General features: G+C 62.3%; 12 protein-coding genes. 3 read left to right on the plus strand and 9 right to left on the minus strand.

What is annotated here, in order from left to right; all coding sequences use genetic code 11:
* A partial coding sequence (locus tag EOA85_RS13865; RefSeq protein ID WP_164759645.1) for a class I SAM-dependent methyltransferase occupies positions 1–810 on the plus strand: 810 nt, incomplete at its 5' end.
* A gap of 104 nt (positions 811–914) precedes the next feature.
* Here the strand turns inward: EOA85_RS13865 and fabI are convergent.
* The 3 genes from fabI to fabA form a co-directional block, all read right to left on the minus strand.
* A complete protein-coding gene (fabI, locus tag EOA85_RS13870) occupies positions 915–1,727 on the minus strand; it encodes an enoyl-ACP reductase FabI (protein ID WP_127209814.1) in 813 nt (270 codons plus the stop codon).
* Positions 1,728–1,739: 12 nt separating this feature from the next.
* A complete protein-coding gene (fabB, locus tag EOA85_RS13875) occupies positions 1,740–2,960 on the minus strand; it encodes a beta-ketoacyl-ACP synthase I (protein WP_127209815.1) in 1,221 nt (406 codons plus the stop codon).
* A gap of 118 nt (positions 2,961–3,078) precedes the next feature.
* The gene (fabA, locus tag EOA85_RS13880) at positions 3,079–3,597 is read right to left on the minus strand and encodes a 3-hydroxyacyl-[acyl-carrier-protein] dehydratase FabA (RefSeq protein ID WP_023802127.1); all 519 of its coding nucleotides are present in this window, start codon (positions 3,595–3,597) and stop codon (positions 3,079–3,081) included.
* Positions 3,598–3,838: 241 nt separating this feature from the next.
* Between fabA and irrA the strand changes: the two genes are divergently transcribed.
* The gene (irrA, locus tag EOA85_RS13885) at positions 3,839–4,270 is read left to right on the plus strand and encodes an iron response transcriptional regulator IrrA (RefSeq protein WP_127209816.1); all 432 of its coding nucleotides are present in this window, start codon (positions 3,839–3,841) and stop codon (positions 4,268–4,270) included.
* Between the two features lie 61 nt (positions 4,271–4,331).
* On the opposite strand, the gene EOA85_RS13890 is transcribed toward irrA, so the two are convergent.
* Positions 4,332–4,889, minus strand: a complete 558-nt coding sequence (locus EOA85_RS13890; RefSeq protein WP_029356932.1) for an SH3 domain-containing protein — start codon at positions 4,887–4,889, stop codon at positions 4,332–4,334.
* Positions 4,890–5,047: 158 nt separating this feature from the next.
* Here EOA85_RS13890 and EOA85_RS13895 point away from each other — a divergent pair, with 158 nt between their 5' ends.
* A complete protein-coding gene (locus tag EOA85_RS13895) occupies positions 5,048–6,049 on the plus strand; it encodes a D-glycerate dehydrogenase (RefSeq protein WP_029356930.1) in 1,002 nt (333 codons plus the stop codon).
* A gap of 54 nt (positions 6,050–6,103) precedes the next feature.
* Here the strand turns inward: EOA85_RS13895 and EOA85_RS13900 are convergent, their stop codons facing one another.
* The 5 genes from EOA85_RS13900 to dnaA all read right to left on the minus strand — a co-directional run bounded on the left by EOA85_RS13900 (position 6,104) and on the right by dnaA (position 11,438).
* Positions 6,104–6,586 (minus strand): GNAT family N-acetyltransferase, encoded by a 483-nt coding sequence (locus EOA85_RS13900; RefSeq protein ID WP_127209817.1) that lies wholly within the window; start codon positions 6,584–6,586, stop codon positions 6,104–6,106.
* 3 nt (positions 6,587–6,589) lie between these two features.
* Positions 6,590–7,345, minus strand: coding sequence for a molybdopterin-synthase adenylyltransferase MoeB (locus EOA85_RS13905; RefSeq protein ID WP_127209819.1), 756 nt, complete (start codon positions 7,343–7,345; stop codon positions 6,590–6,592).
* Positions 7,346–7,463: 118 nt separating this feature from the next.
* Positions 7,464–8,630, minus strand: coding sequence for a DNA replication/repair protein RecF (recF, locus tag EOA85_RS13910; protein WP_127209818.1), 1,167 nt, complete (start codon positions 8,628–8,630; stop codon positions 7,464–7,466).
* A gap of 25 nt (positions 8,631–8,655) precedes the next feature.
* On the minus strand, positions 8,656–9,774 hold the full coding sequence (gene dnaN / locus EOA85_RS13915; RefSeq protein WP_065005876.1) for a DNA polymerase III subunit beta: 1,119 nt from the start codon (positions 9,772–9,774) through the stop codon (positions 8,656–8,658).
* Positions 9,775–9,965: 191 nt separating this feature from the next.
* The gene (gene dnaA, locus EOA85_RS13920) at positions 9,966–11,438 is read right to left on the minus strand and encodes a chromosomal replication initiator protein DnaA (RefSeq protein ID WP_245316063.1); all 1,473 of its coding nucleotides are present in this window, start codon (positions 11,436–11,438) and stop codon (positions 9,966–9,968) included.
* Positions 11,439–12,099: the final 661 nt, after the last annotated feature.

A 12,099-nucleotide genomic window follows, 5' to 3' on the forward strand; every position in this document is an offset into this window, starting at 1 on the left:
CGCCTGGAAGGCGACGGTTTCGACGCGGCATTGGTGCTTGCCGGCCGTCATCGCGGGCAAAACGAATTGCGCATCGCTGAGGCGATCGAGCGTGTCAGGCCCGGCGGATCGATTGTCGTCGCCGGCGCCAAGGACGATGGCATTGCCAGCCTGCGCAAGCGCATCGACGAACTTGTGCCGCTCGATGGCCATTTGCCGAAGCATCACGGCATCGCCTTCTGGTTCCGTCGACCGGCCAACGCCGCGGTAGCGGCAGCGCTTTGCGCCGCCAATCCGACCCTTCTGGTCGAGGGCCGTTTCCGCACCGCGCCAGGCATGTTCTCTTTCGACAAGATCGATGCAGGTTCTAGATTGCTGGTGGACAATCTGCCCGGCGACCTGCGTGGCAACATTGCCGATTTCTGCGCCGGCTGGGGCTATGTGGCGGCCGAGGTCGCCGCCCGCTCACCTGGCATTTCGGCGCTCGATCTCTACGACGCCGAGTTCGATGCGCTGGAGGCGGCGAAAGGCAATATCGGCAATACAGCGGCGGAACCAAATTTCTTCTGGATCGATCTTTTGTGCGAGCCGGTAGAGCGGCGCTATGACGCCATCGTCATGAACCCGCCCTTCCATCGCAGCCGGGCAGCCGAGCCGGAAATCGGCGCCGGCATGATCCGCGCCGCGGCAAAGGCGCTGAAGCCGGGTGGGCGGCTGTTCATGGTGGCGAACCGTCAGCTTCCCTACGAGCCGGTGCTGACGGCCGCCTTCTCCAGCCATGCCGAGATCGCCCGCGATGGCCTGTTCAAGGTTCTCGCGGCGCGCCGCTGAACGCGGAGTTCAGTGCAGATCGGCAGGCGCCGTTCGCGAATCTATGGCCGCGCTCTTCGACCAGTCTGCTTGCCGGCAAGGCCGCCGCATTTTTACGGGCCGAATTAATCTCGTACGTTGTCGGTCTGCTTCAACTCGTCGAGCGTCGGCATCGAGACGATGTGGTAGCCGGAATCGACATAGTGGATTTCGCCGGTGACGCCCGACGACAGGTCGGACAGGAGATAGAGGGCGGAGCCACCGACTTCGTCGATGGTCACTGTACGGCGCAGCGGCGAGTTGCGCTGCTGGTAGGAAAACATATGGCGTGCGTCGGAAATCCCGGCGCCGGCCAGCGTCCGCACCGGTCCCGCCGATATGCCGTTCACCCTGATGCCGCGTGGGCCGTAGTCGTTGGCAAGATAGCGGACGCTTGCTTCCAGCCCGGCCTTGGCCACGCCCATAACGTTGTAGTTCGGCATGACGCGGACGGAACCCGCATAGGTCAGCGTGATCATCGAGCCGCTGTCCTTCATCAGCCTGGCGGCATGACGGGCGACCTCGGTGAAGGAGTAGCAGGAGATGACCATGGTGCGGATGAAATTGTCGCGGCTGGTGTCGGCGTAGGGGCCCTTCAGCTCGTTCTTGTCGGAAAAGCCGATGGCATGAACGACGAAGTCCAGCCCGCCCCAGGCCTTGTCCAAGGTCTCGAAGGTAGCGGCAACCGATGCGCTGTCCTCGACATCGCAAGGGACGACCAGCGACGCGCCGATCTTGTCGGCGAGCGGCTTGACCCGGCGCCCGAAGGCTTCGCCCTGATAGGTGAAGGCGAGTTCCGCCCCATGTTCGGACAGTTTCCGGGCGATGCCCCAGGCGATCGAATGGTCGTTGGCGACACCCATGACAAGCCCGCGCTTGCCCTTCATCAATCCGTCCATGGTCGGCAATCCTTATGCGGAATAGCGCTGGAAAATCAGCGTTGCGTTGGTGCCGCCGAAACCGAACGAATTGGACAAAACGGTGTCGATCCTGGCATCGTCGATGCGTTCCCGCACGATCGGCATGCCTTCGAATTCCGGATCAAGCTGCTCGATGTGGGCGCTCTCGCCGATGAAGCCGCCTTGCATCATCAGGATCGAGTAGATCGATTCCTGCACGCCGGCCGCACCCAGCGAATGGCCGGTCAGTGATTTCGTCGAGGTGATGAAAGGCATCTTTTCGCCGAACACCTCGCGGATCGCGCCCATTTCCCTGGAGTCGCCGACCGGCGTTGAGGTGCCGTGCGTGTTGATGTAGTCGACCGGCGAAGAGACAGTCGCCAGCGCCTGCCGCATGCAGCGCACCGCACCCTCGCCCGAGGGCGCCACCATATCGTAGCCGTCGGAGGTCGCGCCATAGCCGACGACCTCGGCGTAGATCTTGGCGCCGCGCGCCTTGGCGTGCTCGAGCTCTTCCAGGACCAGCACGCCGGCGCCGCCGGCAATGACGAAGCCGTCGCGATCGACGTCATAGGCGCGCGAGGCGGCCGATGCCCGGTCGTTGAACTTGGAGGACATGGCGCCCATCGCGTCGAACAGATCCGACATCGTCCAGTCGAGATCCTCATGGCCGCCGGCGAAGACCATGTCCTGCTTGCCCCACTGGATAAGTTCGTAGCCATTGCCGATGCAATGCGCCGATGTCGAGCAGGCCGAAGAGATCGAATAATTGACGCCGTGGATCTTGAACCAGGTGGCGAGTGTCGCCGAAGCGGTCGACGACATCGCCTTCGGCACGGCGAACGGGCCGATGCGCTTGGGGCTGCCGTTCTTCAGCGTGGTTTCGGCGGCCTCGACGATGGTTCGGGTCGATGGTCCGCCCGATCCCATAACAATGCCGGTGCGCTCATTGGTGATGTCGTTCTCGCCAAGTCCAGCGTCCACGATAGCCTGGTCCATTGCGACATGGTTCCAAGCCGCACCTTGCGACAGGAAGCGCATGGCGCGACGATCGATCAGCGCAGAGGGGTCGAGCGTCGGCGCCCCCCAGACCTGGCAGCGGAAGCCGTGTTCGGCGAAGGAATTGGAGAAGCTGATGCCGGATCTGGCATCGTGGAGCGAGGCCTGCACCTCGTTGGCATTGTTGCCGATCGACGACACGATGCCGAGGCCTGTAACTACGACCCGTCTCATTCGCAACTCCTTCCAGCGCATGAGCCCGAAACCTGTCGGACAAGGATCATGCGCAAATTAAAGTTCTGCAGCTTCCTTTTGCGCGTCCCAGGGACTCGCGGCGCTGTGGAGGCGCCGGTCAGGCGGCGGCCGATTGCTTGGACAGACCCACCTTGAGATCCGTTGCTGCGTATATGGGTTCGCCATCCGCCTTCAGCCAGCCATCGGCGATACCAAGCACCAACCGCCCGCGCATCACGCGCTTGAAGTCCACGCCATATTCCACCTTCTTAACCGACGGCGTCACCATGCCTTTGAATTTCACCTCGCCGGTCGAGAGCGCCATCCCCTTGCCCGGCTCACCGAGCCAGCCGAGGTAGAACCCCGTCAATTGCCACATGGCGTCGAGGCCCAGGCATCCCGGCATGATCGGATTGCCGATGAAATGGCAGGCGAAAAACCACAGATCCGGCTTGATGTCGAATTCCGCGCGAATGAAGCCCTTGTCGAAGGCACCGCCCGTCTCGCTGATTTCGGTGATGCGGTCGAACATCAGCATCGGCGGATAGGGGAGCTGGGCGTTTCCAGGTCCGAACAGCTCGCCGCGGGCGCAGGCAAGCAGTTCTTCGTAATCATAGCTGGATTTGGAAACCGCCATCAATCTCGTCCCCGTAATCGTCCGGGCGGTAGCGCGCCCTTGTCGTTGGTTTCCTAACACAATCTATTTCAGGCCGGAAACCGGCGTTTGCGCTTAACCTGCCCGTCTGCCTGGGTCAATGCGCGCTATTGATCGTATTCGGCCGACAGAATATATGTCGGGGGTGTCCAGTTTCGGTCGATGTTCGTTTTTTGCCATTCTGGGCATGTCTTGAGGCGAAACTGTGAGCTTGGACGGATAGATGGATCTGGGCTGCCGAAAGGAAAATGTCGCTGTGGACAAGCGGGTTCGCGAAGCTGGCCTGAGGCCGACGCGTCAGCGCATTGCGCTGGCCGATCTGCTTTTCGCCAAGGGCGACCGCCATCTGTCGGCTGAGGAACTGCACGAGGAGGCGATCGCCGCCGGAGTGCCGGTGTCGCTCGCCACCGTTTACAACGCCCTTCATCAATTCACCCAGGCGGGCCTTCTGCGCATCCTGGCCGTCGAGGGGTCGAAGACCTACTTCGACACCAACACCTCCGATCATCACCATTTCTACATTGAAGGTGAAAACAGGATCTTCGATATCGCTAGCGGTCCTGTCACGGTTTCCAACCTGCCGGAGCCGCCGGAAGGCACGGAGATCGCCAATGTCGACATCGTGGTGAGACTGCGCCCCAAACGCCGCGACTGATTGGCTTCATGAGGCCGTGAGATACGGTCTCGGCCGGGATCCCCGAACCGCCAAGAGGAGGTTAGTTCTTGACCCGTTCGCCCGGATAGGCGCCCCAGACAAGCGACTGGGCGAGCCAGCCGGTGTGGCCGTTGAAGGTCATCTCGCACCACTGGCCGTCACAGGACTTGATCGTGCCCATGGCGCCCGGCTCGATGATCGCGACGATGCTGGCATCCTTTTCTGGGTCGTCGAGAAGGTTGACTCGGGCATCTTTGCCCCGCTGCCAGGGTGCTACGATGGCCGTGCGGCGGCCTGAAAGCAGCGACTGGTTGATCCAGCCTTCCGAGCCGTCGGCATCGCGCACACGACGCCAGGTGTCGAATTCCTGGATGATCTCCATCGGCAGGCCGGGCTTCATATACATCCAGTCGACGGAATAGTTAACGCCTGGTCCGACGCGGGAGTTGACGCGGCCCGCTTTCAGGCTGACGAAACGCGGCAGCGGCAGGCCGCTCGGCCCGAGCGTTGCGCTCTGGGCGGGTGCTGCTGCATTCTGTGCCGCCACATGAGGGGAATAAAGGAGAGCGCCGAGAAATGCTGCGCTGAGGGCCAGGCGGAGCGACGCGAAACCAGACACTTTCATTCCTTTCGGCGCCGGCTCATCGGCCTTGGCGCCCCTTTTTCTTTGTCTTCGGCGGAACCTCTTGTTACATGGAGAACTGGCACCGCGACCGGCCTGCAGTTTCGCCTGTCTTGGTTAAAGAGGTCTCAACGAGGTCGGGTTTCGAGGAAACAATGGTAGGCAGAAAAAGGCCCCTCGTCGTCATCACGCGCAAGCTGCCCGACCCGGTCGAGACCCGTATGCGTGAGCTGTTCGACGCCCGGCTGAATGTCGAAGACAGGCCGATGACGCAGCCGGAACTGGTCGCGGCGGTCAAGGAAGCCGACGTGCTGGTGCCGACCATAACCGATCATATCGACGCAGCGCTGATCGCTCAGGCTGGCGACAACCTCAAGCTGATCGCCAATTTCGGCAACGGCGTCGACAAGATCGATGTGGCGGCAGCAGCGAAGAAGGGCATTTCCGTCACCAACACGCCGAACGTGTTGACCGAGGATACGGCCGACATGACCATGGCGCTAATGCTGGCGGTGCCGCGGCGGCTGGCGGAAGGCGCCAATGTGCTGACCGGCGACAAGAAATGGGCCGGCTGGTCGCCGACCTGGATGCTCGGCCGACGTATCTGGGGCAAACGCCTCGGCATTGTAGGCATGGGCCGCATCGGCACCGCCGTCGCCCGGCGGGCCAAGGCCTTTGGCCTGTCGATCCACTATCACAACCGCCATCGCGTGCTGCCGGCGGTCGAGGATGAGCTGGAGGCGACCTACTGGGAAAGCCTCGACCAGATGCTTGCCCGCATGGACATCATATCGGTCAATTGTCCGTCGACGCCGGCAACCTTCCATCTGCTCTCAGCGCGGCGGCTGGCGCTCCTGCAGCCGTCCGCTTACATCGTCAACACAGCGCGCGGCGACATCATCGACGAGGACTCTCTGGTCAAGCTGATCCAGGACGGCAAGATCGCCGGCGCCGGCCTCGATGTCTACGAGCATGAGCCGGCGCTGAACAGCAAATTGCTGAAGCTCGCCGCCAAGGGCAAGGTCGTGCTGTTGCCGCATATGGGGTCGGCGACACTCGAAGGCCGCATCGACATGGGCGAAAAGGTGATCATCAACATCCGCGCCTTCTTCGATGGCCACCGCCCGCCGGATCGCGTACTGCCGCTGCGGACGTGACCGGCCACGATCGCGGCTCGTGCGACCGTCCGTTCATCTGAGGTTAGCAAAGGCTTACGAAATCACTTTGCGCATGGTGATCGAGGTCGGACGGTCGTAGCCCTTGTGCGCCGTCCTTTCCGTTTCGCGAAAGCCGAGACGGGCAAAGGCGGCGTGATTTCCGGTCAGTTCGATCCGCGTCTGAAGCTCGATCGCAGGCTTGCCGCGGTCGCGGGCGAGATCCTCGACCGCTTGCATCAACTGCCTGCCAATGCCTTGTCCCTGAACGCCCGGTTCAACCGCGAGCTTTCCGACATATAAATCATTGGCCCGCTCCAGAACAAAAACGCAGCCGACGATCCTGCCGTCCTTCAGCGCCGCAAAGCCCGTCTCTTGCCGGGCCTTGTCCCGAAGATTCTCGACCGTGAGCCGATGCGCCGAGGATGGTGGATCGATGAGGCCGTCCATCGAGGCGAAGGCGCGCCTGATCAGCGCCAGCACCTCGTCCCAGCGATCGAAATCGGGCGGAAGCTGCTCGGCGGAAACCAGGCTGCCCAAGATCTAGTTTCTCTTGTAGCGGATCGTGTCGAAGCGCGCGGTCAATGCATCGTAAAGCAGCAGCCGGCCGACCAGCGGCTCGCCGATGCCGGCGATCAGCTTGATCGTCTCCATCGCCTGCAGCGTCCCGATGACGCCGGTCAGCACGCCGAGTACGCCGGCGACGGCACAGGACGGTACCAGGCCCGCCGGCGGTGGATCCGGAAAAAGATCGCGATAATTTGGATTCGGGTTGCCGTCCGTGCCGGTCTCGAACGGTTTCAGCACGGTCACCGAGCCGTCGAAGCGGCCGACGGCGGCATGGACCAGCGGCCGTTTTCCCGCGGCGCAGGCGTCGGCCACCGCATAACGTGTTTCGAAATTGTCGGAGCCGTCGACGACGATGTCATAGCGGGCGAGGAGGTCAGGGGCGTTGTCCGCCGTCAGCCTGAGATTGTGCAGTTCCACGGCGACGTTGGGATTGATGCGGGCGATCGCCGTTTTGGCACTGTCGGTTTTCGCCATGCCGACAGCATCGGTGCCGTGGATCACCTGTCTTTGCAGGTTCGACAGTGAGACGCTGTCGTCGTCGACGATGCCGAGTGTGCCGACGCCGGCTGCGGCCAGATATTCGAGCACCGGCGCTCCGAGCCCGCCGGCGCCGATGACCAGGACCCGCGCCCGCTTCAGTCGCTGCTGGCCGGCGCCGCCGATTTCGGGCAGCACGATGTGGCGGGCGTAGCGTTCGAGTTCTTCGTCGGTTAGCGTGGTGGTGATCATCGCCGGACCATATAGTGGAAGAAAAACCTTGTCAGGCGTCAATTCACGTCACCCGCAAAGCCTGCCCTCGGGCTTGGCCAGAGGGTGCGCAGCAGTTGGGATAACGATATCCAAGAAGTCAAATGGTTGGGCTAACCATGCCATGATCGACGGTCAGGAACTGCGCGCGTCCCTTGAGACTGGAAAACAGCGCCGCATCGGTTCCGGTCATGAAAGCCTGGCAGTTCAGCTCTTCGAGGATCGAGAACAGCGCGGCACGCCGGCCGCCGTCGAGATGGGCGGCGATCTCGTCGAGCAGCAGGATCGGCGTCATGCCCGACATCTCGCCCGTCAGCCGAGCATGCGACAGGACCATGCCGACCAGCAGCGCCTTCTGCTCGCCGGTCGAACACAGTTCGGCTGGCATCGCCTTGGGCCGGTGCCGCACTACGAGATCCGAACGGTGCGGGCCGTCGAGCGTGCGCCCGGCGGCGCGGTCGCGATCGCGGCCTTCGGCAAGCGCTTGGCGAAACCGCTCCTCGACATCGACAGCCGCGGTGGTGCCGACTTCGCTTTCCAACGTGCCTGACAGGCCGATGTCGGCTTGCGGAAACGGGCCGGCGCGTGGCAGCCTGTCGATCATGGCGGCGAGCAGGCGCACCAGTTCGGCACGCGCCGCGGCAATCGCTACACCGGTTTCGGCCATTTGCGTCTCGATCGCATCGAACCAGGCTCCGTCACGCGAGCCTTCGGCGAACAGCCGATTGCGGCCGCGCATCGCTTTTTCGTAGTCTAGCGCGCGCTGGCCGTGGCCCGGATCGATCGCCAGCACCTGCCGGTCGAGAAAGCGCCGGCGGTCTGCGGCCGGCCCGGTGAACAATGCATCCATCGCCGGTGTCAGCCAGACGACGCGCAGCCATTCCAGCATGTCCTCCGCCGAGCGCGCTGCCGCGCCATTGATCCGCACCCGCCGGCCGCCCTCGCCAGCGGCATCGCCGCCTGCAATGCCGGTGCCGATCTCGATCGGTCCGTCCGGCCCATCGAGCCGGACATGGATGGCAAAGCCGCCGTCCCCGCCTTCGCGCGCCACGTCGGCATAAGGTGCACGGCGCAGGCCGCGACCCGGCGTCAGCAGGGAAATCGCTTCCAGCAGGTTGGTTTTGCCGGCGCCATTGTCACCGGAAAAAACCACGGCGCCGGGGTCGAGGTCGATCGACAGTGTTGCGTAATTGCGGAAGTTCGTAAGTGACAGCTTACTTATATGAGTCTGCTGGTCGCGGTCAGACTGCTTCGCAACTCCGGTCATGACAACAAGATGGCCTCGTTCGGGCCTATACCCGCATCGGCATCAGCACGTAGAGCGTGGTTTCGTCGGCCATGTCGTGGATCAGCGTCGGCGAACCGGCGTCCGCCAGCATGAATTTTGCCTCAGTGCCGGTCAACTGGGCAGCGACGTCGAGCAGATATTTGGCGTTAAAGCCGATTTCGATCGCGTCGGACGAATAGTCCGCGGCCAGTTCTTCTGTGGCGCTACCCGAATCCGGATTGTTGACCGCAAGCGTGACCTGGCCTTCTCCAATCGAAAGCTTCACTGCCCGGCCGCGTTCCGACGAAATGGTCGAGACGCGGTCGACGGCGGCGGCGAAACTCTGGCGGTCGATGATCAGCTTCTTGTCGTTGCCGGTCGGGATGACCCGCTGATAATCCGGGAAGGTGCCGTCGATCAGCTTCGAGGTCAAAACAACACTGCCGATGGTGAAACGGATCTTGGTGTCGGACAATTCGGTGGTCACGGCGACGTCCGGGTCATCGACAAGCTTTTGCAGCTCGCTGACCGTCTTGCGCGGAATGATGATGCCCGGCATCCCTTCGGATCCTGCCGGCGCGTCGATCTCGGCGCGCGCCAGCCGATGGCCGTCGGTCGCTACCGAGCGCAGCTTCAGCTTGCCGTCGGCGTCATGCGTGTGCAGGTAGATGCCGTTCAGGTAGTAACGCGTCTCTTCGGTGGAGATGGCAAATTGGGTCTTCTCGATCAGGCCCTTGAGCGCGACCGAATCGAGCCGAAAGATATGCGAGAACGATCCGGCCGAAAGCGCCGGGAAATCGGATTGCGGCAGACATTGGAGACGGAAGCTCGAGCGGCCCGACGTCACCGTCATTGCGTTGCCGTCCTCGTCGGTCTTCAGCATGACCTCCGCGCCGTCGGCGAGCTTGCGCACGATGTCGTAGAGCAGATGCGCCGGGACCGTCGTCGCCCCGCCGCGCTCCACCTTGGCGGGCGTGGCTTCGGTCACCTCCAGATCGAGGTCGGTTGCCTTCATTTCGAGGGTGGCGCCTTCGGCGCTCAGCAGCACGTTCGACAGGATCGGTATGGTATTGCGCCGCTCGACCACGCGATGAACGTGGTTGAGCGACTTCAGGAGATTTGACCGTTCCAGGATAACACGCATGACGAAACAGGCTCGCTTGAACGAATGAGCGGGTCTCCGGCAAGCGGCAACCCGCGAAAGGTCTGAACAGGCTCAGAAACTGACAGGAAAAAACCCGTAAACGCAAGCCCGCGCTACCGGTTCGGACCGGTTACTCGGGCTTTCTGGGGATAAAACTGGCGAAGTCCGCTAGCCGGCGTTTTTCGGGCCGGTTAGGCCTGATCGTTGATCAGTCTTCTCAGCAATTCGAGCTCCTGCGCCAGCGTGTTGTCGACGCCTGAAAGATCCTCGATCTTGCGGACGGCATGCAGCACCGTCGTGTGGTCGCGGCCACCGAAACGCCGTCCGATCTCCGGCAAGGAGCGCGGTGTCATCACCTTGGACAGGTACATGGCGACCTGCCGCGGCTTGACGATCGTACGCGTGCGCCGGTTGGACAGAAGTTCTGTCTTCGACACATTGTAGTGGCGCGCGACGATGCGCTGGATGTCCTCGATTCGCACCCGCTTCGGCTCGCCCGAACGATAGATGTGGCCGAGGATCTCGTCGATGCGGTCGATGGTGATCTGCGGTTCGAACGACTGGCGAAACAGAAGCTGGTTGAACGCACCTTCGAGTTCGCGCCCGCTGCCGGTCACCGTGCGAGCGACATGGTTGAGGATCTCGTCCGAGATGTCGAGCGACGCATCATCGGCCTTGGCGGTGGCAAGGCGCAGCTTGAGCATGCCGATCCGCATGGCGAAATCCGGCGCCGACATTTCGAGCGCGACGCCGCCGTTGAGGCGGGAGCGGACGCGAGGCTCCAGCGATTCCAGTTCCGACGGCGGCCGGTCGGCCGCGACCACCACCTGCTTGGCGCTGTCGAGCAGCATGTTGATCAGATGGCAGAATTCATGCTGGATCGACTTGCCTTGCAGGAACTGCATATCGTCGATGATGAGAAGATCGATGTCGCGCAGCTGTTCCTTCAGCGTCAGCGCGTTGTTGTCGCGGATCGCGGTGGCAAACCGCCACATGAAATATTCGGCGGTGAGATAGACGACACGCGACTTCGGATTCTGCTTCAGCGATTCCGCCGCGATCGCCTGCAGCAGGTGAGTCTTGCCCAGCCCCACCGTCGCGTGAAGAAACAGTGGATTGAAGCGCACCGCGCTCGACTGCGATTCCGCCACCGCTTTGGCGGCGGCGAAAGCCACCCGGTTTGACGGTCCCTCGATGAAGGAGCCGAACGTGTAGCGCGGGTCTAGCGGCGAACCGAGCACATTGTGCCGGAACTCGGTCTCTGCAGGCGTTCCCGGGCGAGGTGCCGGTACCCGCTCCAGCCTGCCGGGGCTTGCTGTTCCCGCGGCCAGCGCCGTTTGCGCTTGCCTGGTCATCTTGCGCGCCGGGGCCACTTCGGGCTCGACGCCGTTGCGCCCCGGGCGGGTAGCGGTGCGCACGACGATCTCGATCTTGAGGATTTCAGGATCCTCGTGTTTCCACAGCTCGGCGATGAGGTCGAGATAGTGGCCGTTGATCCACGAGCGCAGGAAGGCGGTGGGAACCGAGATGCGGACAATGCCCCGGGACGCCTCGGCGACCTTCATGCGTCCGAACCAGCTCGAATAGACTTCGGTTCCAAGACGCGCCTTCAACTGGGCCTTCACCCGGTCGAACTTTTGTTCCGCGTCGATGGAAGCCGACATATCGTCCCCTTCGGTTAAGGTTCCAGGGAATGGGAGGTCGCCCGTAAGCTCCCTTTCGATGCCGCTCTGCATGATCGAGTTCCTTGTCCTTTTGTACCTTTTCCGCCGGGAATGCGCCTCCTGCATCCATGTTTCCGGCGTCCGTGTCCTCGCTGCGACACCATCGCCGCCGCCGGCAGATGATGTCGCCTCATTGTCAGGGAACCGGCGCCGCCTCATCAGAGCCAGCCCGCTTTGGTCATGTCAGGGCATACAACTCCCTCCGGCGAAAACGCCGGCGCGTTATTGATCTGCCATGTACAATTACGCCAATCCCCTACCGTATCGAAAAGACAAACCAAGCCCGTACGCGGAAATGATCCACGTCACGAATTCTGCCATTTTTTGGTGGCCGATTCAGGCTGGGTTAAGGGCCAACGGCCCGTCCCTCTCGATAGACCGACATTAACGAAATCGCTGTGGATAGGGCAAGGCCACGCCTAACGGATTTTTAAGGAATGTGGTTAGCGCAGACGGGTTCGGAGCCTGCGTTGCACTGGCATGTTTTGACAAAGCCATTGTGATTCAAACCCTTTTCCGGCGAATATGAAAAAGGCCGCATCGCGCGAAATTTTCTGAAATAATTTTCTTGACAGGCAAATGTACCCCATCCCCCGCGCCC

Origin of the sequence: Mesorhizobium sp. M5C.F.Ca.IN.020.29.1.1 (genome assembly GCF_003997375.1) — a bacterium.
In the GTDB taxonomy this organism is placed as follows: domain Bacteria; phylum Pseudomonadota; class Alphaproteobacteria; order Rhizobiales; family Rhizobiaceae; genus Mesorhizobium; species Mesorhizobium wenxiniae.

Coding starts and splice junctions, on each gene's coding strand:
- dnaN (WP_065005876.1), bottom strand. CDS start 9,774: ATGCGTGTTATCCTGGAACGGTCAAATCTCCTGAAGTCGCTCAACCAC.
- dnaA (WP_245316063.1), bottom strand. CDS start 11,438: ATGTCGGCTTCCATCGACGCGGAACAAAAGTTCGACCGGGTGAAGGCC.
- fabB (WP_127209815.1), bottom strand. CDS start 2,960: ATGAGACGGGTCGTAGTTACAGGCCTCGGCATCGTGTCGTCGATCGGC.
- recF (WP_127209818.1), bottom strand. CDS start 8,630: ATGACCGGAGTTGCGAAGCAGTCTGACCGCGACCAGCAGACTCATATA.
- irrA (WP_127209816.1), top strand. CDS start 3,839: ATGGATCTGGGCTGCCGAAAGGAAAATGTCGCTGTGGACAAGCGGGTT.
- EOA85_RS13895 (WP_029356930.1), top strand. CDS start 5,048: ATGGTAGGCAGAAAAAGGCCCCTCGTCGTCATCACGCGCAAGCTGCCC.
- fabA (WP_023802127.1), bottom strand. CDS start 3,597: ATGGCGGTTTCCAAATCCAGCTATGATTACGAAGAACTGCTTGCCTGC.
- EOA85_RS13905 (WP_127209819.1), bottom strand. CDS start 7,345: ATGATCACCACCACGCTAACCGACGAAGAACTCGAACGCTACGCCCGC.
- fabI (WP_127209814.1), bottom strand. CDS start 1,727: ATGGACGGATTGATGAAGGGCAAGCGCGGGCTTGTCATGGGTGTCGCC.